Here is a 22,403-nt window from a genome sequence, read left to right as displayed (position 1 = left end):
GAGTCACCACGAGGTGGTCCGCCCGTGCCGAGGTGGTCCGTGCCCCCGCGAGGTAGTTCGAGAACCCGCGAGGTAGTCCAGCTCTCGCCGAGGTAGTGGTCTGGTCCACTACCTCGGCGAGACCGGAACTACCTCGGCGAGACCGGAACTACCTCGCGGTCAGCGGTGGCGGGGCCAGGGGAACGGGCCGGGGCCGTCCCAGCCGTCGCCCTTGCCGTTCCCGTGACCGTTCCCGTGACCGTTGCCGTTCCCGTGACCGTTGCCGTTGCCGTGGCCGTTGCCCGGGTGCTCGCCGCGGCCGGCCTTGTAGACCTGGATCGTGGACGGCCGCGGGCCGCGCCACGCGCCGGCCGGAGCCCGCTCGCCCTCGGCGAGGTAGTCCGGGAAGTAGGAGTTCTGGGCGGCGGTGCTGCCGTTCTCGCCCGGGTGCTGGACGTTGACGTAGACCATCGCGTCGCGGGAGTCCACGACCGGCCCGCACGTCTCGGCCTCTCGCGGCACCGACAGGAACTGCTCGACGCGTCCCCGCTGGCGCCCGGTGAGCGTGACCTTGAACAGCCCGTCGCACTTCTGGATCGTCGACGGCGCGCCGTCGGTGGAGATCCACAGGTTGCCCTCGGCGTCGAACGCGAGGTTGTCCGGGCACGAGATCGGGGACACCTTGTCGGCGGGGAAGCCGGAGAAGTACGTCGAGTCGTTCACGGACGGGTCGCCCGCGACGAGCAGCAGGTTCCACGTGAACGTGGTGGCGGTCTGGTCGCCGCGGTCCTCGATGATCTCCACGACGTGGCCGTCGCGGTTGGTGGTGCGCGGGTTGGGCTCGGTGGCGCCCTCCTTGCCCTCCTTGCCGCGGTCGGTGTTGTTGGTGCACGCCACGTAGATGCGGCCGGTGAGCGGGTTGGGCTCCACGTCCTCCGGACGGTCCATCTTGGTGGCGCCGACGGCGTCCGCGGCCAGCCGCGTGAAGACGAGCACCTCCTCCGTGGTCATGCCCGGCACCTGCGACTCGCCGTCCTTGACCAGCGCCACCCACTCGCCCGTGCCGTCGAAGGCGCCGTCGGACGGGACCGCACCCGTGCCGTCGATCTCGGACGCCGGGGAGTCGCCCCGGAACCGCGCGACGTACAGGTCGCCCTCGGAGAGCAGGGTCTTGTTGTGCCGGCGCGCCCCGCGGCTGCTGCCCTCGCGGAAGCGGTTCTTCGACACGAACTTGTACACGTAGTCGAAGCGCTCGTCGTCGCCCATGTACGCCACGGCGTGGCCGCGCTTCGACAGGATGACGTTGGCTCCCTCGTGCTTGAAGCGGCCCATCGCCGTGTGCTTCACCGGCGCCTCGTCGGGCTCGTACGGGTCCACCTCGACGATCCAGCCGAAGCGGTGGCTCTCGTACTCGTAGCCGGGGTTGCGACCGTCGAACCGCGGGTCGTCGAGCTCCCAGCCGTAGCTGGTCGCCTTGTCGGCCAGGCCGTACCGCGCGTCCCGCGGGTCCTTGCCGCTGACGCGGAAGTTGGCGTTGTAGTTCTCCTCGCCGGAGACGACCGTGCCCCACGGCGTGGTGCCGCCCGCGCAGTTGTTGAGGGTGCCGCGCACGCGGGTGCCGCTCGGGTCCTCGACCGTCTTCATCAGGTAGGAGCCTGCCGCCGGGCCGTCCACCCGGAACTCGGTCTCCACCGTGATGCGGCGGTTGTAGCGGCTGATCCGCGAGTACGTCCACGGCGAGCCCTCGCGGTCGCGACGCACCTCGACGACCGACAGCCCCCAGGCGGCGCGCTCGATCGCGCGCCGCGTGGCCGCGTCGTACGACGCGTCGAACATGATCCCGGCGTTGGTGTACTCGTGGTTGCTCACGAGCAGGCCGCGCGTGCCGCGCTTCGTCTTGCCGCCGCGGGGGCGGACGTCGTCCGGGTCGGCCGGCAGGATGTCGAGGTAGTCGACGTTGTAGCCGAACTGCTTGGCCTGCTGCTCCGGCGTCTGGTTCGCCGCGTCGAACGCGCGGCCGCCGGGCAGGATCGGGTCGCCCCAGCGGATGATCGGCGACCACTCGTACCCCTCGGGCACGACGAAGGCGTCCACGCCGGCGTCCTGCGGCACGATGGCGCCGAAGGCGAGGCCCTTGCCGGAGCCGCGGCCCGCGGCAGCTCCGGAAGACGTGACGGCGCCCGCGCCTGGCGCGCCGGCGACCTGCCCGCCGACGACGACGGTGGCGGCCGCGGCGGCGAGGCCGCCGAGCATGACGCGGCGGGACAGGGCCCGCGCCGCGACGTCGCGGAAGTACTCGTTGGCGGACTCGTTGGGCGCGGGGTGCGAGCACGCGTCGGCGCACTTGAGGCGGCACGTGACCGCGCTGCGCTTGCCGCGGGCGTAGTGGGGGGTGTGAGGCGTGGCCGCGAGCTCCAGCAGCGGGCGCGACTCGGGGGCGATCGTCATCGGTGGCACTCCTGAGATAGGGCGGTGACGGGACCGGGGGTGACGAGCCCGACGGTAGGGAGCACCGATGGCGTCACGTCGTCGTGACACCGACCCTCAGGTGAACAGCAGGTGACCTGCTGGCTCGTCGCCGTCGCGGCCTCTCCGCGACCAGTCAGCCGAGCGAGGCGACCCACTCCGACGTGCCGTCGTCGAAGCCCTGCTCCTTCCAGATCGGCACCTCGGCCTTGAGCTCCTCGACCAGGTCCGACGCGGCGGTGAACGCCGCCTGGCGGTGCCCCGCGGCCACGGCCGCCACCACCGCGACGTCGCCGATCGTCAGGTCGCCCGTGCGGTGCACGACGGCGACGCGGACGCGGTCCCCCTTCGCCGCGGCCGTGCGGTGCGCGACGCGCTCCGCCACCGTCCGCAGCACCGTCGCGGCGTCCGGGTGCGCCTCGTAGTGCAGGTGCGCGACGCCGCGACCGCCGTCGTGGTCACGGACGTACCCGGTGAACGTCGCCACCGCGCCGCACGCGTCGTCGCGCACCAGCGCGCTCAGCTCCGCGAGCAGCGGGTCCAGGGGCGCGTCGACGACGTCGGCGCGCAGCACGGCGGCATCCGCGGGCGCGTCAGGCTCCTGGTCCACCGGCGTGGGATGGTCGCCGCCCGCGAGCTGGTCGACGGCGTGGGTGAGCACCTCGGCGAGCGCGTCGAGGCCGTCGGTCACGCCGCCGACGGAGCCGGGCAGGTTGACGACCAGCGTGCGGCCGGCCACCCCGGCCACGCCGCGGGACAGGGCCGCCGCCGGGACGGCCCGCTTCGTGGGGTCGGTGGGCGCGAGCGAGCGCGCGCGGACGAGCTCGGCGATCCCCGGCACCTCGCGGTCCAGCACGGCGCGCGTCGCCTCGGGGGTGCGGTCGCGCGGGCCGAGCCCCGTGCCCCCGCTGGTGACGATCAGGTGCGGCACGTCGTCGGGGGCAGCGACCAGCAGGTCGGCCAACGCCTCCCGCACGGGCTCGCCGTCAGGCACGACGACGGGCGGCGACGTGCGCCAGCCGCGGGCCGCGAACCACGCGACGGCCGCCGGGCCCGACCGGTCCTCGTACTCCCCCGCCGCGGCCCGGTCGGAGGCGACGACGACGGCGACGCGGTGCTCGGGGTGCCTGCCGCCGTGCCCCTCGTGGCGCTCGCGCGTGCCGGTCATGCGTCCTGCCCGTGCGTCTCGGAGGACGTCGCCGGGCGCGACCAGTCGCCGGACTTGCCGCCCGACTTGGCCACCACCTGCACGTCCGTGAGCACGGCCGCCTTGTCGACCGCCTTGATCATGTCGTAGAGCGTCAGCCCGGCGACGGTGACCGCCGTGAGCGCCTCCATCTCGACGCCGGTGCGGCCGGTGGTGCGCACGGTCGCGGTGATCGCCACCGTGCCGGAGCCGTCGGAGGCGGGCACGACGTCGATCTCCACGCCGGAGATCGGCAGCGGGTGGCACAGCGGCACGAGGTCCGGGGTGCGCTTCGCGCCCAGGATCCCCGCGATGCGGGCGGTGGCGATCGCCTCGCCCTTCGGCAGGTCGCCCGACGCGATCCGCGCGACGACGTCGGCCCGCGTGCGCAGCACCCCGGCCGCGGTGGCCTCGCGCTTCGTCACGTCCTTGGCGGAGACGTCGACCATGTGCGCCGCGCCGTCGGCACGGTAGTGGGTCAGGCCCTGCGTCGGGTCGGCCGGGTCGGTCGAGGGATCGGTCAACGGAGCTCCTGGTAGTCGACGGGTTCGCCGGCGTCGAGGTGCGCGACGCCGGGCGGCACGTGCACGAGGACCGTCGCGGCGGCGAGGTGGGTCAGCAGGTGCGAGCCGGGGCCGCCGGTCATGTGCACGCGACCGTCGGCGTCGAGCTCGCCCCGCCGCACCTGGTGCAGCGCGGGGGGTGAGTCGAGCGGCTCGGCGAGGGCTGCGCGACCGGTGGCCCGGCGGGCGGGCGCCGCGCCCGTCGCCGCGGCGAGCACCGGGCGCAGGAACAGCTCGAACGACACGTACGCGCTGACCGGGTTGCCGGGGAACGCGACGAGCGGCACGTCCTGCCCGGAGCCGAGGGTCACCGTGCCGAGGCCCTGCGGCCCGCCCGGCTGGACGGCGACGTGCCCGAACCAGGCGCCCGTGAGGGTCTGGCGCACCACCTCGTACGCACCGGCGGAGACACCGCCGGTCGTGACGACGAGGGCCACGTCGCCCGGCGCGTCCGCGAGCACCCGGAGCAGCGCGTCGGGCCGGTCCGGCGCGACGCGGGTCGTGACGCGGGCGCCGGCCTGCCCGAGCGCGGCGGTGAGCGCGGCGCCGTTGGCGTCGTGCACCTGCGCCGGGCCGAGCGGCGCGCCCGCGGGGGCCAGCTCCGACCCGGTGGAGACGAGCAGCACGTGCGGCGGTGCGGCGACGTCGACGGTCGTGACGCCCGCGGCGACGAGCGCGCCGAGCTGGGGTGCGCCGAGCGGCGTCCCGGCAGCGACCAGCACGTCGCCCGCCGCGACGTCGGAGCCCGCGGCGCGCACGAACGTGCCCGGCGCGACGGGGGCGGCGAACCGGACCGTCGCGACGGTCTCCGGGTCCGGGAAGCGCGGCGGGTCGGCGTCCTCGATCCGGACGACGGCGTCGGCGCCGGCGGGCACCGGCGCCCCGGTCATCACGGGAGCCGCGGCGCCCGGTTCCAGCGGCGGCGGCCGCGTCCCGGCGGGGACGGGCGCGACGACGGGCAGGACCACCGGGCCGGACGCGCCGTCCAGGTCCGCCGAGCGCACCGCGTAGCCGTCCATCTGGGAGTTATCGAAGCCGGGCAGCGCGACGGCGGCCGTCGCGTCGCGCGCCAGCACCCGGGGCGAGAGCCCGGCGCCGGCGCCGACCTGCGTCAGCAGGGTCGAGATGTCGACCCGCGCGGACGCCCGCCCGCGCGCCGCCGCCAGCGCGGGCTCGACCAGCTCCGCCACCGCGGCGGCGTGGTCGGCCACCGACCGTCGCCGCGTCACGTCGTCATGCACGGGCGTCAGCCTATGTCCCCCGCCGCCCGTGGTCCCCGGCGAGCTCCGCCCCCGCAACACTCCCCGCAGATGCGGGGCTATGCTTCCGATCGTGCCGCACATGCGAGTTTCGGAAGCGTCCGTGTACCTCGGTGTCAGCGACGACACGGTGCGCCGGTGGATCGATCGCGGGCTGCTCGGGTCCACGACGGACGCGTCGGGCCGCAAGGTCGTCGACGGGTACGAGGTGGCGATGGTCGCGCGCGAGCACGCGACCGTCCCGGCGCTGCCGGGCGGGATGAAGAGCTCCGCGCGCAACCGCTTCGTCGGGCTCGTCACGGACCTGCAGGTGGACACCGTGATGGCGCAGGTGGAGCTGCAGTGCGGCCCGTTCCGCGTGGTGTCGCTCATGAGCAGCGAGGCCGTGCGCGACCTCGGGCTGGAGCGCGGCTCCGTGGCGGTTGCGGTCATCAAGTCGACGACCGTCGTGATCGAGGCCGAGGCATGACCGGCCCCCGACCGAGGAGACGCATGAGGAAGCACATCGCCGCCGGGGTGGCGGCCCTGTCGATCGGCGCTGCCGTGACGGCGCTGGCGGGCTGCGGCACGACGGCGTCGGGGGACGACGGCGCGGAGGCCGGCACGACGACGCTCACGGTGTTCGCCGCCGCGTCGCTCAAGGGCTCGTTCGAGGACCTCGCCGAGCAGTTCGAGGCGGCCCACGAGGGCGTGGACGTGCAGCTGAGCTTCGCCGGGTCGTCGGACCTGGTGGCGCAGATCCAGCAGGGCGCGCCGGCTGACGTGTTCGCCTCGGCGGACACCGCGAACATGGACAAGCTGGTCGCCGACGACCTGGTCACGGACCCCCAGGACTTCGCCACCAACACGTTGGAGATCGCCGTCCCGCCGGGCAACCCGGCCGGCGTCGAGACGCTCGACGACCTGGCCGACCCCGCGGTGAAGCTGGTGCTCTGCGCGCCGGAGGTGCCGTGCGGGGCCGCCTCCGCGAAGGTCGCCGACGCCGCGGGGCTCGACCTGACGCCGGTGAGCGAGGAGCAGAGCGTCACCGACGTGCTCGGCAAGGTGACCGCGGGCGAGGCCGACGCCGGGCTGGTGTACGTCACGGACGTCGCCGCCGCGGGCGACGACGTCGAGGGCATCGAGTTCACCGAGTCCACCAGCGCGGTGAACACCTACCCGATCGCGACGGTGGCCGACACCGACCACGCCGACCTCGCGCAGGAGTTCGTCGACCTCGTGCTGTCCGACGACGGGCAGCAGACGCTGTCCGGCTTCGGCTTCGCGGCACCCTGACCGCCCCTCGCGGCCCTGACATCTCCGTGACACGCGCATGACCACGTCCCCCACCGACCGCCGCCTCCGCCACAGCCCGGAGGCGGCCGTCGGCCTGCCGCGGTGGGCCTTCGTGCCCGCCGCGGTGGGCGGACTGTTCGTGGTGCTGCCGCTGGTCGCGATGGCCACGCGGGTCGACTGGTCGAGCTACTGGTCGCTGATCACCAGCGAGTCGGCGCGGGCCGCGCTGCTGCTGAGTCTCCAGACGTCGGCGGCCAGCACGGTGGTGTGCCTGGTGCTCGGCATCCCGATGGCGCTGGTGCTGGCGCGGTGCCGCTTCCCCGGGATCGACCTGCTGCGCTCGCTGGTGATGGTGCCGCTCGTGCTGCCGCCCGTGGTCGGCGGCATCGCGCTGCTCTACACGTTCGGCCGCCGCGGGCTGCTCGGGGAGACCCTCGAGGTCGCCGGCCTGCAGATCGCGTTCTCGACGACGGCGGTGGTGCTCGCCCAGACGTTCGTCGCGCTGCCGTTCCTCGTCACGAGCCTCGAGGGTGCGCTGCGCACGGCCGGCGCCCGCTACGAGGTGGTCGCGGCGTCGCTCGGCGCACGTCCCACGACGGTGCTGCGGCGCGTGACGCTCCCCCTCGTGTGGCCGGGGCTGCTGTCGGGCGCGGTGCTGTCGTTCGCCCGCGCCCTCGGCGAGTTCGGCGCCACCATCACGTTCGCCGGCAGCCTCCAGGGCGTCACGCGCACCCTGCCGCTGGAGATCTACCTGCAGCGCGAGACCGACCCCGACGCCGCGGTGGCCCTCTCCCTGCTGCTCGTCGTCGTCGCCGTCCTCGTCATCGCCGCCACCAGGCAGGGTCAGCGGGACCGGAGCCCGCTGTGACGCTCACCTTCGCCGCCACGCTGCCGGCCCGCGGGTTCGACGTCGAGCTCGACGTCCCCGAGGGCCGCACCCTCGCGCTGCTCGGTCCCAACGGCGCGGGCAAGTCCACCGCGCTCGGCCTCGCGGCCGGGACCCTGCGGCCGCACGACGGCGAGATCGTGCTCGACGGGCGCCCCCTGGTGCGCGCCGAGGCCGGCCTCACGCGCACCTGGGTGCCGCCGCACGCCCGGCAGGTCGCGCTGCTCGCGCAGGAGGCCCTGCTGTTCCCGCACCTGACCGTGCGGCAGAACGTCGCGTTCGGCCCGCGCTCCCAGGGCGCCCGGCGCCGGGACGCGGACGACGCCGCCGGACGCTGGCTGGAGCAGATCGGGCTCGCGCACCTCGCCGACCGCCCGCCGTCGACCCTGTCCGGCGGGCAGGCCCAGCGCGTCGCCGTCGCGCGGGCGCTCGCGGCCGAGCCCCGGCTGCTGCTGCTCGACGAGCCGATGGCCGCGCTCGACGTCGACGTCACGCCCGCGCTGCGCCAGGCGCTCAAGCAGCTCCTCGCCGACCAGACCGCGATCATCACGACCCACGACGTCCTCGACGCCCTGCTGCTGGCCGACGAGGTCGCCGTCGTCGAGGGCGGGCGCGTCGTCGAGCGCGGCCCGACCGCCCAGGTGCTCAGCCGCCCGCGCAGCGCGTTCGCGGCGAAGATCGCGGGGCTCAACCTCCTGGCCGGGACGTGGACCGGCGACGGCGTCCGCACGCCCGCCGGGGAGATGGTGCACGGGCACGGCGATCCCGACGCCGCGGTCGGCGCGCCCATGACCGCCGTCTTCCGCCCCGCCGCGGTCGCCGTCTACCTCGACGAGCGGCACGGCTCCCCGCGCAACACCTTCCGAGGCACGGTGACCTCGCTGGAGCCGCGGGGCGACCTCGTGCGCGTGCGCACCGACCACCTCGCCGCCGACGTCACGCCGCAGTCCGCCGCCGAGCTGTCCCTCGTGCCCGGCGCGCGGGTGTGGCTGTCGGTCAAGGCGGCCGAGGTGGACGTCTACCCCGGGTGACGCCCCCCGGGCGTCAGACGCTCGGGTAGGGCCGGTAGACCTCGTCGACCCGCAGGAACGTGTCCGAGAACGACTCGGGCCGCACCTCCCCCTCCAGGATCCCCTCGAGCAGGTCGGTGGCGCTCAGGTCGAACCTTTCCCAGCTCTCGCCGTCCCCGTCCTCCACGTACACCGGGTACGCGTCGGCGCTGGCGCCCGGGTCGACGCGCCAGAACAGCGTCTCCCCGTTGCCCGTGTTGGCCCAGGCGAGGAGCCGGCTGTCCTCCGGCAGGTCGTCCGGCCGGAACTCTGGGTCGTCCTCCCAGAGGACGAGCAGGTCTTCGAACACGCCGGGCGAGGCCAGGAGGTCATGTACTCGCTCCTGCTCCCACGTGGCCTTCGAGACGCCCGGTCTCGGTCTGGCCCGGCGCCCTTACCGTCCGGCGTCCATTCTTCTCACTCACGGACCGAGACGAGAATCCAGGTCTCGTCTTCCTCGGAGGTGACCGCCACCGATACGGTCCGACCCACGTTGGTGGCAACGAAGTCCGGCTCGCCGTCGCGAGGCCCGAGATCGAGAACGCGGGCGTCAGCACCAGCCTGCACGCGAAGCCACGCTGCGTCGTGAGTACCGGTCGCGCTGACGCTGAGGAGAAACTCGCCCGACGACGACACGAGACCGGTCGTGTCGACGACCCGAGCCCACGCGGTCTCGACCGCCGACGGATCGGGGTCGCCGTCGGCGATACGGACGGTCGGGACCGCCGAGACCGACGAGAACGCCCGCCAGACGGCACGCACCTCCTCGACGGTGCCCTCCGTCCCGAGCGCCTCGAAGCCCGCACGTCGGACAGTCTCAAGAGGGTCGGTCACAGCCCTCAGCCTTCCGGGCCTGCACGCGGCTATGAGCCTGTTCGGCGGGGAGAAGCATCGCCGGGGGTAGACCCCGGCGATCATCTTCGGGGGCATTCAGGAGGACCCTCAGGGCTTCGGGCTCGATCCGCTCGATCACCAGGCTGAAGGTGCCTTTCACGGGTTCCTCCTCATGTTGTCGATGATGCCGCCAGCGGGTCCCATCCCACCCGGTAGGTACTGCTGTCGAACACCTCGACGACGGCCACGCACCCTTCGTGGGCCCCAGCCGGGGCGTCGACCTGGTGGGCGGCCGGAGCGCGGTGACCCGTGGCGACGAGGTCGTGGACGTCCTCGGCATCCCGGAGCAGACCGACCAGCTCGCCCAGGAGATCTGGAGCCCGTGGGGCGACTTCACGATCTCGTCCTCGAGCTCGAGGACACTCAGGCCACGGATCCCCTGGCCGATGATCACCAGGTCGCGGAGGTACCACACGAGCCGTTCCGCACGCGTCGCGTCGACGGCCGCGAGCGGCTCCTCGCCAGAGCTCTCCCGCAGGTCTCGGTCGACCCCTTCGAGTGCCATCAGTCCTCCACCGGTTCCGGGCCGCCGCGCCCCCGCACCGTCGCTTCTCGGTAGGCCTCGAACCCCGCGTCCGTCGTCACGAATCTCAGGACGTGCTCGCCGATGTCGTCGTACGGATCCGGGCCCTTCCAGCAGCGCTCGTCGAGGAGCGTCCTGCGCGCCTCGTCCGAGGTGAGACGGCGTGCGTCGTCGAAGTCGAGAGACCACGGGCCCCTCGCGACCTCGATCAGGCCTGAACGCAGCAGCGCGACCAGCGTGTCGATCCGTCGATCGGTGGGACCCGTGGCCCGGTCCTGCCAGGTGATCTCCCACAGTCCCGACACGTCCTCGTACCCGAGCCACAAGAGGTCGATGATCTCCCGGTCCATGACGGAGTCCCACTGCTCCTCTGACGTGTGCGAACGGGGCGTCGATGCCCTCGGTCTGGTGGTGACCATCGTGGCGCACCTGGTGGGTGGAGCATCGACGTGTTTCACAGGCCGACGGACGGCACGTCAGGACGTCGCCCCGCCCGCGCCCGCGCGCCACCGCACGTCCAGGCTCGTGTCCAGCCTCAGGTCCAGGCCCCCGCAGGTCAGCGACTACGCGAGGGGCGCGAGCTCCAGCCGGTAGCCGCGCTTGACGACGGTCTTGACCAGGTCGCGGCGGCCGGTGGCGTCGCGCAGGCGGGCGACCGCGACCTCGACGGCGTGCGGGTCGCGGGAGCTGCCGGGCAGCACGTCGAGCACCCGCTCGCGCCCCACGACGTCGCCGCCCGCGGAGGCGAGCAGCCGCAGCACCTCGACGCCGGTGGGCGACAGCGGCAGCACCTGCTGGTCCAGGACGGCGACGCGGGCCCGGATGACGAGCGGCCCGGCGACGGTGGCGAGGGCCACGGACTCGAGGTGCTCGTAGTGGCCGACGATCGACCGCACGAGGGCGCCGAGGCGGCCGCGCTCGGGCTGCAGGGTCGGGATGCCGCGCGACTCCAGCGGGCGCGCGGTGACGGGCCCGACCGCGGCGGCGACCATCGACCCGTCGGCGAAGCGCGCCACGACCGCGTCGCGCAGGCCCTGGCTCTCGACGGCGCGCAGCCACGCCTCGGCGCCGGGCGCCGACGTGAAGGCGACGGCGTCGATCTCCCCCGCCGCGGCGGCACGCACGGAGGCCTCGACGGCGGCCGGGTCGGGCGGCGGCCCCCACCGGTACACGACCAGCGCGGACACTCGCGCGCCCGCCTTCTCGAACACGACGTCCAGCCCGTCGGCGCCCGCCCCGTGGTGCTGGATGGCGACGTGCAGCCCGCTCACGCCCTCGCTGAGCAGCACCTCGGCGACCTCGGCCGACGTCTCCGACTCCGCGACCCAGTCGGCCTGCAGCCCCGCGGCCTGGATCGCGCCGCGCGCCTTGGGGCCGCGGGCGACGATCCGCGACCTGCCCAGGACGGCGAGCAGGTCGTCGGCGAGGCCGTGCGCGTCGGCGGCCTCGATCCACGCGCGGAACCCGACGCCGGTGGTCGCGACGACGACGTCCGGCGGGTCGGCGACGAGGGTGCGCGTCGCGGCGATCAGGGCGTCGTCGTCGACGTGCGGGATCATGCTCAGCGCCGGAGCGTGCCGGACGGAGGCGCCGCGGCGCTCCAGGGCGGCGGCCAGCTCGCCCGAGCGGCGGTCGGCCGTGACGAGCACCGTGCAGCCCGCCATCACCTGGCCCAGCGCCGGCCGGGGGCCCGGCGCGGTGTCAGCCACCGGCCTGCCCTGCGGCTCCTCCTGCGTCACGCGCGACCTCCAGCAGCTCCTCGTGGGCCACGTCGCCGATCACGACCACGGCCGGCGCGCGGACCCCGACCTCCTCGGCACGCTTGGCGGCCAGGTCGAGGGCGACGCGCGTGACCCGCTGGTCGGGCAGCGAACCGCGTTCCACGATAGCGACGGGCGTTCCCGGCGCGGCGCCCGCGTCCAGCAGGCGGGCGACGATCCCCGGCAGCGCGGCCACGCCCATGAGCACGACCAGCGTCGCCGCCCGCGAGGTCACGCACGCCACGGAGACTTCGTCGAGCACGTCGCCGCCCGCCCCGCCGTCGCGGGTGTGGCCCGTGACGACGTGGAACGCCGTCGTCGTGCCCCGGTGCGTCAGCGGCACCCCGGCCAGCGCGGGCGCGGCGAGCGCGGACGAGACCCCGGGCACCACCTCGACCGGCACCCCGGCGGCGCGGCAGGCCGCGACCTCCTCCCCGCCGCGGCCGAAGACGAAGGGGTCGCCGCCCTTGAGGCGCACCACACGCTGGCCGGCGAGGGCGCGCGCCACGATCAGCGCGTCGATCTCCTCCTGCGGCAGCGTGTGCCGGCCCGGTGTCTTGCCGACGTCGACGACCTCGACGCCGGGGCCCAGGTCGTCGAGCACCTCGCGCGGCACCAGGCGGTCCGCGACGACGACGTCGGCCGTCGTCAGCGCGCGCCACGCGCGGTAGGTGAGCAGGTCGGCGGCGCCCGGTCCGGCACCGACCAGGGTGACGCGGCCGGGGGCCGCGCCGGACGTCGTCATCCGATCCCCACGTGCACGACGCCGCCGGACACGACGACCGGGTACGACGCGAGGTCCCCCGCCAGCCCGCCCCGGGGCTCCTTGCCCGCCGCGTCGAGGCAGCGGCCCGTGTGCAGCTCGAAGACCTGCTTGTACACGGGCGACGCCACCGTGGGCGTGCCGCCGCGGGTCCCGACGATGCCGCGCGACATGACGTGGGCGCCCGAGTACGGGTCGAGCTGCTGCACGGCGCAGACCGTGCCGTCGAGCAGGCGGAACAGCGCGACCTGCAGCTCCTCGCCGTCGGAGCCGGTCACCAGGGCGGCGGCGCCGCGCTCGGGGGCGAGCGCGTCCAGCCGGCAGACGGCGGTCCAGCCGGGGCCGTCGACGAGGGTCGTGACGGTGCTCGTCTCGGTGGGGATCGGGGTCAGGGCGGTCATGCGCGCACCTCCAGGGTGGGGCCGGCGACGAGGACGGGGCTGGTGAGGGCGGAGACGAGCTCGGGGTCGACAGGGCCGTCAGCGCCGGACGCGACCTCGTCCGCGGTGGCCGGACGCTTCTGCCCGCGCTCCGGCACGTACGCGAGCGTCGGGTCGGGCGTGGTCGGGGCGTTGACGAAGGAGCCGAACCGGGCCAGCTTCTCGGGGTCCTCGAGCACGGCCTTCCACTCGTCCTCGTACCCCTCGACGTGCTGCGCCATGGCGGCGTCGAGGTCCGCGCCGATGCCGAGGGAGTCCTCGACGACGACCTGGCGGATCGCCTCGAGGCCGCCCTCGTACTCCTCCACCCAGGGGGCGGTGCGCTGGAGCCGGTCGGCGGTGCGGATGTACAGCATGAGGAAGCGGTCGATGGTGCGCAGCAGCTCGGCCGACGAGAGGTTCTCGGCGAAGAGCTGCGCGTGCCTGGGCGTCTGCCCGCCGTTGCCGCCCACGTAGACGTTCCAGCCCTGGTCGGTGGCGATCACGCCGACGTCCTTGCCGCGCGCCTCCGCGCACTCGCGGGCGCAGCCGGAGACGCCGAGCTTGAGCTTGTGCGGCGAGCGCAGGCCGCGGTATCGCAGCTCGAGCTCGACGGCCATGCCCACGGAGTCCTGCACGCCGTACCGGCACCAGGTCGACCCGACGCACGACTTCACCGTGCGCAGCGACTTCCCGTAGGCGTGCCCGGACTCGAACCCGGCGTCCACGAGCCGCCGCCAGATCTCCGGGAGCTGCTCGACGCGGGCGCCGAACATGTCGATCCGCTGCCCGCCGGTGATCTTCGTGTAGAGGCCGAAGTCCTTCGCGACCTGCCCGACGACGATCAGCCCCTCGGGCGTCACCTCGCCGCCCGGCATGCGCGGCACCACGGAGTACGTGCCGTCCTTCTGCATGTTGGCGAGCATGTGGTCGTTGGTGTCCTGCAGGGTCGCCTGCTCGCCCGCCAGGATGTGCCCGTTGCCGAGGCTGGCCAGGATGGACGCCACGGTGGGCTTGCAGATGTCGCAGCCGCGGGCGTCGGGCACCCGGCCGAAGCGGGCGATGATCTCGCTGAACGTGTGCAGGTCGGCCACGCGCACGGCGTCGAAGAGCTGGGCGCGGGAGAGCTCGAAGTGCTCGCACAGCGCGTTGCTCACCTCGACGCCGGCCTTGGCCAGCTCCGTCTTCGTCAGCTTGGTGACCAGCGGCAGGCAGGCGCCGCACGTGGTGCCGGCGCGGGTGCACGCCTTGACCCCCGCGACGTCGGTGCACGCGTGCTCCGTCACGGCGCCGCGGATCGTGCCCGCCGAGACGTTGTTGCAGGAGCAGACGTTCGCGTCGTCGGGCAGCTCGAGGGTGGGTGCGCCGCCCGCACCCTCGGGCAGCAGGAACGCGCTCGGGTCGCCCGGCAGCTCGGCGCCGAGCATCGGCCGCAGCGACGCGTACGGACCGGCGTCGCCGACGAAGACGCCGCCCAGCAGGGTGCGCGCGTCGTCGGCCATCACCAGCTTGCTGTAGACGCCCCGCAGCGGGTCGGCCCACACGATCTCGACCGACTTCTCGGTGCGGCCGTGCGCGTCGCCGAAGCTCGCGACGTCGACGCCCGACAGCTTGAGCTTGGTGGCAGTGTCCGCGCCAGGGAACGTCGCCTCGCCGCCGAGCAGCCGGTCGGCCACGACCTCCGCCATCGTGTTGCCGGGCGCCACCAGACCGAGGCAGCGGCCCTCGATGCACGCGACCTCGCCGATCGCCCAGACGTGCTCGTCGGCGGTGCGGCAGGTGAGGTCGACGACGGCGCCGCCGCGGCCGCCGACCTCCAGGCCGGCCGCGCGGGCGAGCTCGTCGCGGGGCCGCACCCCGGTGGCCATCACGACGACGTCCACGTCGAGCCGCCCGCCGTCCGCGAAGTCCATCCGGCCCACGTGCCCGGTGCGGCGGTGCGGGCGGATCGCCTTCGTCGCCGTGTCGGTGCGGACGGAGATGCCCTTGTCGTTGATGAGCCGCTTCAGCGCGTGCCCGCCGCCGAGGTCGATCTGCACGTCCATGAGGTGCGTGCCGAACTGGATGACCGTGGCCTGCGCACCGAGCGCCTTGAGCGCGCCCGCCGCCTCCAGCCCGAGCAGGCCGCCCCCGACGACGGCGCCGCGCACCGGCCGCTCGACCACGCCGCCCCGCGTCTCGACGCGCCCCGCCTCGCGCTTCGCCTCCACCCAGCCGCGCAGCGCGGCGACGTCGTCGATGGTGCGGTAGACGAAGACGCCGGGCAGGTCGTTGCCGTCGATGGGCGGCATCGCGGCGCTCGATCCCGTGGCGAGCACCAGCTCGTCGTAGGCGTGCACCCGGCCGAGGCGGTCCGTCACGGTGCGGGCCTCCCGGTCGATCGACGCGACCGCGCAGTCCCGGTGCAGGTCGACCAGCGGGTCGTCCCACAGCGCCGGGTCGCCGAGCGTCAGCTCCTCGGCGTCGCGCACCTCGAAGTAGCGGGTGAGGCCCACGCGGTCGTACGGCTTGCGCGGCTCCTCGGCGAAGACGGTCACGCGCCACGCGCCGGCGTCGTCGCGGGCACGGAGGGCCTCGACGAACCGCTGCGCGACCATGCCGCCGCCCACGACGACGACGTGCCGCCGGTCGACGCTGCCTGGGGTGGGGGGCTCGCTGCTCATGACCCGAACGTAGGGAGCCGCCGTGTCGCCGCCGTCAGGCCACGGTTACCTCACGGGAACATCTGCCTCACGCGCGAAACATCCTGCGCGAGAGGGTCGGGTGCTCACCACCCCGGGACGACCTCCAGCGGTCCCTCGTCCGGGGTCGGGACCTCGAAGCCGTCGTGGTACGCCGCCGCGACCTCCGGCGTGAGCACGACGTCGTGCGGGTGCGCGGCGGCCCGGGCGGCCACGCGGGCGAGGGCGACGTCGCGCGGGGTGTCGACCAGGACGACCAGCGTGCTCGCGCCGTGCGCCGCGCCGAGGGCCCGGTACTCGTCGCGCGCGGAGCGCGACCAGAACGACGAGTCGACGACGACGTCGCGGCCCTCGTCGAGGAGCGTCGCGACGCGGGACCGCAGCGCGTCGGCCACCCGGCGGGCGTCGTCGTCGGGCAGCGGGTGCACGGCGGGGTGCCCGGCCTCCCACGCGATCTCGTCGACCGCCGCGACCGCGTAGCCGTCGGCCACGAAGCGGCGGGCGTGCGTGGACTTGCCCGCCCCGGCGGGCCCGCACAGCAGGACGAGGTGCGACACGGTCGTGACGCTACCCTCGCTGACCATGCCGACGACGATGCCGAGGACGCAGCGCGACCCCCGCACGACGACGAACCCGCTGGTCCGCGCCGTCGGGCGCTGGCTCGGCCGGGTCAACGCCCGGCACCCGTGGAACCACAACGACCACTTCCACGGCTGGATCCTGCGACGGCTGCCGCGCCGGAGGCACCGCGCGCTCGACGTGGGGTGCGGCCTCGGCGCCCTCGTCGGCCGCCTGCGGGCCTCGGGGGCCACGGTGGTGGGCCTCGACGTGGACGGGCCCGTGGTCGAAGCCACCCGCGCCCGGTTCGCGGGCGACCCCGGCATCAGCGTGCGGCACGGGCGGTTCGAGGACGTCCCCGCCGAGGGCTCGTTCGACGTCGTGACCATGGTCGCCTCCCTGCACCACATGGACCTCGAGCCCGCGCTGCGGCACGCCGCCGGGGTGCTCGCGCCCGGCGGCCGGCTGCTGGTGGTCAGGCTGGCGCGGATCGGCGCGCCGCGCGACCTGGCCGTCGACCTGGTCTCGTCGTTCGCCAACCCGGTCGTCGGGCTGGTCAAGAACGCGCGACCGGCCCGCGACGTCCGATCCCCTGTCGACGACGGCCCGCCCGCGCCGGTGCGCGACGCGCGCGAGACGTACGGCGAGGTCCGCGAGACCGCGCGCCGCGTGCTGCCGGGAGCACGGTTCCGGCGGCGGCTGTTCTTCCGCTACACGCTCGAGTGGACCTCCCCGACCGCCTGATCCTCCGTCTCCGGCCCCGCCGGTCGCGCCCGGGCCAGCCACTCCACCAGCCCGCACACGGCCTCGGTGCAGCTGCCGCAGCCGGTGGTGGCACGGGTGGCGCGCGCGACGTCGCCCTGGGTCGACGCGCCGTTCGCCACGCAGGCGGCGATGTCGTGCTTGGTGACGCCGTTGCAGCGGCACACGGTGGCGTCGTCGGGCATGTGCTCCGGGCTGGTCGCCGGCTCGGCGGCGGGCATGACCGGTGTGAGCAGCAGGAACGCCGGGTCGGCGGGCACGGGGGTGCGGCGGGTGTAGGCGGCGGTGAGGTCGGCCGCCACGCGGGCGTCACCCACGCACGTCGCGCCGACCAGGACGCCGTCCGCCACCACGGCCTCGACGTAACGGCCCGCGGCGGGGTCGCCGAGGCGCACGGCCCGCTCCCCCGGCGCCGGGACGCGGCCGGACCCGCAGCGGCCCATCGCGACCACGCTGAGCGGCCCGGCCTTGACCTTGACGACGTCCGTGCCCCGGGTGTCGACGCCGCCGGCCCGCGCCCCCGGCGCACGCGACGACAGCAGCGTGCCGAGGCGCACCGCCATCGACGGCCCCGCGCCGTCCCCGGGCAGGCGCAGGTGCTCGCGCGGCCCGGCGGGCACCGCCGCGGCGGGGCGGGGCCGCGCCGCGAGCACCACCAGGTGCTCGGCGAGCCGGCGCGCCTGGTCCCAGCCCTCCGCGACGAGGCCGCGCGAACCCTCCGGCGGCTGCGCACAGTCGCCGACGGCGAAGACCCGGGGGTCGGTGACGCTCGCCAGGTCGGGGCCCACGACGACGCCCCGCTCGACGGCGAGCCCGGACCGCCGCGCCAGCGCCGTCTCCGGCGCGGTGCCGCAGGCCAGCACGAGCAGGCCCGCGCCGAGCGTCTCCCCCGGCTCGGTGGTCGCGCCGTCGAGCCGCACCCCGACCGCCCGGCCCCCGACGACGAGCACCTCCTGCGGCCGCACCCCCGTGCGCACCGCCACGCCCGCCGCCTCCAGGCCCGCGCGCAGCACGGCGCCCGCCTGGTCGTCGAGCTGCCGGTCCATCGGGGCGCCCGCGCCGTGCACGAGGGTCGTGGGCAGCCCGCGCCCGGCCAGACCGAGCGCCACCTCCACGCCCAGCACGCCGCCGCCGACGACCACCGCGCGCGGGGTGTTCACGGTGGCGGCGACCACCTCGCGGGCGTCGTCGAGCGTGCGCAGCGCGTGCACCCCGGCGGGCAGGGCCGTGGCGTCCGTGCCGAGGCCGGGCACGTCGGGCAGGCGTGCGGCCGCGCCGGTGGCGAGGACCAGGTGGTCGTAGGGGTGGCGGGTGCCGTCGTCGGCCAGGACGACGCGGGCGACCCGGTCGACGGTCACCGCGGTGGTGCCGCGCAGCACCCGGGTGCGGCCGTCGTTGACCAGGGGCATGCCGATCGCCGCCACGTCCGTGCGCCCGGCGACGACGTCGGACAGCAGCACCCGGTTGTACGGCTCGTACGGCTCGGCGCCGAGCACGGTGACGTCGAGCGCGCCGTCGGCGTCGCGCCGGGACAGCTCGTCGGCGAGGCGCGCGCCCACCATGCCGTGGCCGACGACGACCACCCGGTGCGGCACGCGCAGGCCCTGCTGCGGATCGCTCATGCGGGGACCTCCACGGTCTCGACGTGCTGGGCCTCCACGGCCGGGGCGGGCACGGCCGGTGTCACCGACACCGCGCAGACCTTGAACTCCGGCATCGCGGAGACCGGGTCGACGGCGTCGCTCGTGAGGCGGTTGACGCTGCCCGCGCCGCTCCAGTGAAAGGGCATGAAGACGGTGTCCGGGCGGACGGCGTCGGTCCAGCGGGCGGTCGCCTCGACGGCCCCGCGGGCCGAGACGAGGCGCGCCCGGCCGCCGTCCGGCACCCCGACCCGCAGCCCCAGCAGCGGGTGCAGCTCGACGTACGGCTCCGGCACCAGCCGCTCCAGCTCGGGCACGCGGTGCGTCTGCGCGCCCGACTGGTAGTGCTGCAGCACGCGCCCGGTGACGAGGTACGTCGGCGCGTCGGGGCGCACGTCGTCGGCCGGCCCGGCGTGGTCGACCGCGACCATCCGGGCGCGACCGTCCGGCGTCGCGAACCGGTCCAGGAACACGCGCGGCGTCCCGGGGTGCTGCTCCCGTGCGTTGTCAGGATGCGCGGCGGGTATGCCCCGCGCTGGTCCTGACAGCTCGGGGGTGGCAGCCGGGCACGGCCAGTACAGTCCCGGGCCGCCGGCGGCGTCGTGCGCGTCGAGCCGGGCGTGGCTGAGCCCGGAGTAGTCCGCGACGCCGCCGGCCGACGCGCGCGCCAGCTCGTCGAACACGACGGCGGGGTCGGTCGGGAAGGCGACGTCGGAGCCCAGGCGGCGCGCGAGCTCCGCGAGGATCCACAGCTCCGAGCGCGCGTCGCCCGGGGCGTCGGTGGCGCGGCGGCGACGGATCACGCGGCCCTCGAGGTTCGTCATCGTGCCCTCCTCCTCCGCCCACTGGGTGGTGGGCAGGACGACGTCGGCGAGCAGCGCGGTCTCGGACGGCACGACGTCGCACACCACGAGCAGGTCGAGGGCGGCGAGGCGCTCGCGCACGCGGTCGGCGTTCGGCGCGGACACGACGACGTTCGAGCCGTGCACCAGCAGCGCGCGCGGCCCTCCGGGCGTCCCGAGCGAGGTGAGCAGCTCGACGGCGGGCACGCCCGGCCCCGGCAGCGACCCCGGGTCCACGCCCCACACCACGGCGACGTGCGCGCGGGCGGCCGGGTCGTCGATCCTGCGGTAGCCGGGCAGCTGGTCGCACTTCTGCCCGTGCTCCCGCCCGCCCTGGCCGTTGCCCTGCCCGGTGAGGCACCCGTACCCCGACCCCACGCGCCCGGGGAGCCCGAGGGCCAGCGCCAGGGAGATCGCCGCCGTCACGGTCGCGGTGCCCTGCGCCGACTGCTCGACGCCGCGCCCCGTGAGCACGTAGGCGCCTCGCCCGCCGCGCGACGGCGACGCCGCGGCCAGCAGCCGCGCCACCCGGCGCAGCTCCTCGGCGGGGACGCCGCACACCGTCTCCGCCCGCTCGGGCCACCAGGCGGCGGCCGACCGCGCGACGTCGTCGAACCCCGTGGTGCGCTCCTCCACGTACGCGCGGTCCACGAGCCGCTCGGCCACCAGCACGTGCACCAGCGCCAGCAGCACCACGAGGTCGGTGCCGGGCACGGGCTGCAGGTGCACCCCCTCGCCGGGACCGGCGAGGCGGGCGGTGGCCGACCGGCGCGGGTCGACGACGACGAGCCCGCCCGCGGCGCGCGCGCCGGCGAGGTGCTGCACGAACGGCGGCATCGTCTCGGCCACGTTCGAGCCGAGCAGCAGGATCGCGTCGGCCCCCGCCAGGTCGGTCACCGGGAACGGCAGCCCGCGGTCCAGGCCGAACGCCCGGTTCCCCGCGGCGGCGGCCGACGACATGCAGAACCGGCCGTTGTAGTCGATGAACGGCGTGCGCAGCACGGTGCGGGCGAACTTGCCGAGGGCGTACGCCTTCTCGTTCGTCAGCCCGCCGCCGCCGAACACCGCCACGGCCTGCGGCCCGTGCTCGGCGGCCAGCCTCGCGAGCCGGCCCGCCACCCGATCGAGCGCGTCGTCCCACGACGCCGGAGCCAGCGCGCCGTCCGCCCCGCGCACGAGCGGCGTCGTGAGCCGGTCGGTCGCGCGCAGCACGGTCGCGCTGGTCCACCCCTTCTGGCACAGCCCGCCGCCGTTCGTGGGGAACTGCCGGGGCGCCACCGACACGGGCAGCGCCGCCCGGCCCGCCGACGCCGGGCCGGCGGGGCCGGCGGGCGTGAGGTCCATGCCGCACTGCAGCGCGCAGTACGGGCAGTGGGTGGCGACCGCGGCCCCCGCCGTCGTCATACGCGCGCCGCCCGCATCGCGGTGCCGCGGCGCGCGTACACCGCCCAGGTGACGACTGCCATCACGGCGTACGCGCCGACGAACACCCACAGCGCGGCGACCAGCGAGCCCGTCAGCGACGTCGACATCGCGAACCCGCGGGGCACGAAGAACCCGCCGAGCGCGCCGACGGCCCCGGCGATGCCGATGCAGCCGGCCGCCGCGCGGGCCGTCGCCGACGCCTCCCGTCCCGCCCCGGCGACCCGGAAGGCCGCCGGGATCATCCGGTACACCGACCCGTTGCCGACGCCGGTCGCGACGAACAGCACGAGGAACGACGCGAAGAAGAGCCCGAACCGGTGGCTCCCCAGCGCGGAGATGGCGCCGAGCGCCCCGACGATCATCACGGCGTAGCAGCACACGGTGACGACGGCGCCGCCGACGCGGTCGGCGAGGATGCCGCCCAGCGGGCGGGCCACCGACCCCACGAGCGCGCCCAGGAAGGCGAGCGAGAGGCTCACCTCCGGGAACTGCCCCGCCAGGAGCGTCGGGAAAGCACCCGAGAAGCCGATGAACGACCCGAACGTGCCGATGTAGAGGAACGAGATGACCCACGTGTGCGGCTGGCGGACGGCCACCGCGAACGAGCGCGGGTCGGCCTTCGCCGCCGCGAGGTTGTCCATGAACCGCCAGGCGAGGAACGCCGCCAGCACGATGAACGGGACGAACACGAGGCTCGCCCGCTCCAGCGCCACGCCCGCGCCGGTCACGATCACCAGCGGCACGACGAGCTGCACGACGGCGGTGCCCAGGTTCCCGCCCGCGGCGTTCCAGCCGAGGGCCGCGCCCTTCTCCTTCTCCGGGAAGAAGAAGGAGATGTTCGCCATCGACGACGCGAAGTTGCCGCCGCCGAAGCCCGCGAGCGCCGCGACGGCGAGCAGCACGCCGAACGACGTCTCCGGCCGCTGCACGACGACCGCCAGCGCCGTCGTGGGGATCAGCAGCAGCGACGCCGACACGACCGTCCACGTCCGTCCGCCGAACACCGGCACCGCGAGGGTGTAGGGGATGCGGAGCGTGGCGCCCACGAGCGAGGGCACCGCGATGAGCCAGAACATCTGGTCGGTGGTGAGCGTGAACCCGGCGGCGGGCAGCTGCGGCACGACGATCGACCAGAGCGCCCACACGCAGAACCCGAGGAACTCGGCGAACACCGAGAGCACCAGGTTGCGGCGCGCGACGCGGCGGCCTCCGCCGGCCCAGAACGCCGGGTCCTCGGGGCGCCAGTCGTCGATCCAGCGGCCCGGGCGGGTGTGCGCGCCGGGGGCCGGGGGCGCGGCGTCCGTGGTGGGAACGGCCGTGGTCGGAGCAGCCATCGCGTGTCCTCCTGAGCGCGGGCCCGACGACGCGGGCGGTGGGTAGGTGCCGCCGGCGCGTCGTCGGGCCGGTGGTCCGACGCTAGGAAGACGGTGTTTCGATGCCTGACGCCGGGCCGTGAAATGCGCGTGAGCACGA

20 protein-coding genes are annotated in these 22,403 nt (G+C 75.2%); 5 read left to right on the top strand and 15 right to left on the bottom strand.

Going from position 1 to position 22,403, the window contains the following annotated elements:
• Positions 1-159: 159 nt before the first annotated feature.
• From ACFQ80_RS05360 to glp, 4 genes are all read right to left on the bottom strand, one after another.
• Entirely contained in the window at positions 160-2,427 is a 2,268-nt protein-coding gene (locus ACFQ80_RS05360) for a PhoX family protein (protein ID WP_430562845.1), read from the bottom strand.
• Between the two features lie 154 nt (positions 2,428-2,581).
• Positions 2,582-3,613: a molybdenum cofactor biosynthesis protein MoaE gene (locus ACFQ80_RS05355; RefSeq protein WP_430562844.1), complete on the bottom strand. Its 1,032-nt coding sequence runs from the start codon at positions 3,611-3,613 to the stop codon at positions 2,582-2,584.
• Positions 3,610-4,080, bottom strand: coding sequence for a cyclic pyranopterin monophosphate synthase MoaC (gene moaC, locus ACFQ80_RS05350; protein WP_430562867.1), 471 nt, complete (start codon positions 4,078-4,080; stop codon positions 3,610-3,612). The genes ACFQ80_RS05355 and moaC overlap by 4 nt, the downstream gene beginning before the upstream one ends.
• A 71-nt stretch (positions 4,081-4,151) precedes the next feature.
• Positions 4,152-5,435 carry a gephyrin-like molybdotransferase Glp gene (glp, locus tag ACFQ80_RS05345; protein WP_430562843.1) on the bottom strand — a complete coding sequence of 428 codons (1,284 nt, stop codon included), beginning with the start codon at positions 5,433-5,435 and terminating at the stop codon, positions 4,152-4,154.
• 91 nt (positions 5,436-5,526) lie between these two features.
• On the opposite strand from glp, the gene ACFQ80_RS05340 reads away from it, so the two are divergent.
• The 4 genes from ACFQ80_RS05340 to ACFQ80_RS05325 are packed head-to-tail and all read left to right on the top strand — an operon-like array spanning position 5,527 to position 8,645.
• A complete protein-coding gene (locus tag ACFQ80_RS05340; RefSeq protein ID WP_380241837.1) occupies positions 5,527-5,922 on the top strand; it encodes a TOBE domain-containing protein in 396 nt (131 codons plus the stop codon).
• A gap of 23 nt (positions 5,923-5,945) precedes the next feature.
• Positions 5,946-6,728, top strand: coding sequence for a molybdate ABC transporter substrate-binding protein (modA, locus tag ACFQ80_RS05335; protein WP_430562842.1), 783 nt, complete (start codon positions 5,946-5,948; stop codon positions 6,726-6,728).
• A gap of 37 nt (positions 6,729-6,765) precedes the next feature.
• Positions 6,766-7,596 (top strand): ABC transporter permease, encoded by an 831-nt coding sequence (locus ACFQ80_RS05330; RefSeq protein ID WP_430562841.1) that lies wholly within the window; start codon positions 6,766-6,768, stop codon positions 7,594-7,596.
• Positions 7,593-8,645 (top strand): sulfate/molybdate ABC transporter ATP-binding protein, encoded by a 1,053-nt coding sequence (locus ACFQ80_RS05325; protein ID WP_430562840.1) that lies wholly within the window; start codon positions 7,593-7,595, stop codon positions 8,643-8,645. Before ACFQ80_RS05330 ends, ACFQ80_RS05325 begins: the two co-directional genes overlap by 4 nt.
• A 13-nt stretch (positions 8,646-8,658) precedes the next feature.
• On the opposite strand, the gene ACFQ80_RS05320 is transcribed toward ACFQ80_RS05325, so the two are convergent.
• The 8 genes from ACFQ80_RS05320 to ACFQ80_RS05285 all read right to left on the bottom strand — a co-directional run bounded on the left by ACFQ80_RS05320 (position 8,659) and on the right by ACFQ80_RS05285 (position 16,287).
• Entirely contained in the window at positions 8,659-8,973 is a 315-nt protein-coding gene (locus ACFQ80_RS05320; protein WP_430562839.1) for a hypothetical protein, read from the bottom strand.
• Between the two features lie 107 nt (positions 8,974-9,080).
• Positions 9,081-9,593: a hypothetical protein gene (locus ACFQ80_RS05315; RefSeq protein ID WP_430562838.1), complete on the bottom strand. Its 513-nt coding sequence runs from the start codon at positions 9,591-9,593 to the stop codon at positions 9,081-9,083.
• Between the two features lie 468 nt (positions 9,594-10,061).
• A complete protein-coding gene (locus ACFQ80_RS05310; RefSeq protein WP_430562837.1) occupies positions 10,062-10,430 on the bottom strand; it encodes a hypothetical protein in 369 nt (122 codons plus the stop codon).
• A 213-nt stretch (positions 10,431-10,643) separates the two neighbouring features.
• Positions 10,644-11,744 carry a uroporphyrinogen-III synthase gene (locus tag ACFQ80_RS05305; RefSeq protein WP_430562866.1) on the bottom strand — a complete coding sequence of 367 codons (1,101 nt, stop codon included), beginning with the start codon at positions 11,742-11,744 and terminating at the stop codon, positions 10,644-10,646.
• Between the two features lie 37 nt (positions 11,745-11,781).
• Positions 11,782-12,585: a uroporphyrinogen-III C-methyltransferase gene (cobA, locus tag ACFQ80_RS05300; protein ID WP_430562836.1), complete on the bottom strand. Its 804-nt coding sequence runs from the start codon at positions 12,583-12,585 to the stop codon at positions 11,782-11,784.
• Positions 12,582-13,004: a nitrite reductase small subunit NirD gene (gene nirD, locus ACFQ80_RS05295; RefSeq protein ID WP_430562835.1), complete on the bottom strand. Its 423-nt coding sequence runs from the start codon at positions 13,002-13,004 to the stop codon at positions 12,582-12,584. The genes cobA and nirD overlap by 4 nt, the downstream gene beginning before the upstream one ends.
• Complete coding sequence (gene nirB / locus ACFQ80_RS05290) at positions 13,001-15,685, bottom strand: nitrite reductase large subunit NirB (RefSeq protein WP_430562834.1); 2,685 nt, start codon at positions 15,683-15,685, stop codon at positions 13,001-13,003. The genes nirD and nirB overlap by 4 nt, the downstream gene beginning before the upstream one ends.
• A 104-nt stretch (positions 15,686-15,789) precedes the next feature.
• A complete protein-coding gene (locus ACFQ80_RS05285) occupies positions 15,790-16,287 on the bottom strand; it encodes an AAA family ATPase (protein WP_430562833.1) in 498 nt (165 codons plus the stop codon).
• Between ACFQ80_RS05285 and ACFQ80_RS05280 the strand changes: the two genes are divergently transcribed.
• On the top strand, positions 16,286-17,005 hold the full coding sequence (locus tag ACFQ80_RS05280) for a class I SAM-dependent methyltransferase (protein WP_430562832.1): 720 nt from the start codon (positions 16,286-16,288) through the stop codon (positions 17,003-17,005). The two genes, ACFQ80_RS05285 and ACFQ80_RS05280, sit on opposite strands and share 2 nt — an antisense overlap.
• On the opposite strand, the gene ACFQ80_RS05275 is transcribed toward ACFQ80_RS05280, so the two are convergent.
• Genes ACFQ80_RS05275 through ACFQ80_RS05265 form a run of 3 tightly spaced genes read right to left on the bottom strand, consistent with a single transcriptional unit; the run spans position 16,972 to position 22,264 of the window.
• Complete coding sequence (locus tag ACFQ80_RS05275) at positions 16,972-18,645, bottom strand: FAD-dependent oxidoreductase (RefSeq protein ID WP_430562831.1); 1,674 nt, start codon at positions 18,643-18,645, stop codon at positions 16,972-16,974. The genes ACFQ80_RS05280 and ACFQ80_RS05275 overlap by 34 nt on opposite strands.
• Positions 18,642-20,909, bottom strand: a complete 2,268-nt coding sequence (locus ACFQ80_RS05270; RefSeq protein ID WP_430562830.1) for a molybdopterin oxidoreductase family protein — start codon at positions 20,907-20,909, stop codon at positions 18,642-18,644. The genes ACFQ80_RS05275 and ACFQ80_RS05270 overlap by 4 nt, the downstream gene beginning before the upstream one ends.
• Entirely contained in the window at positions 20,906-22,264 is a 1,359-nt protein-coding gene (locus ACFQ80_RS05265) for an MFS transporter (protein WP_430552063.1), read from the bottom strand. Before ACFQ80_RS05265 ends, ACFQ80_RS05270 begins: the two co-directional genes overlap by 4 nt.
• Positions 22,265-22,403 lie beyond the last annotated feature (139 nt).

The organism is Isoptericola sp. NPDC056578 (assembly GCF_042793275.1).
Lineage (GTDB): Bacteria > Actinomycetota > Actinomycetes > Actinomycetales > Cellulomonadaceae > Isoptericola.
The sequence above is the reverse complement of the archived record's forward strand: the minus strand, read 5'-3'. Positions and strand labels throughout refer to the sequence as shown.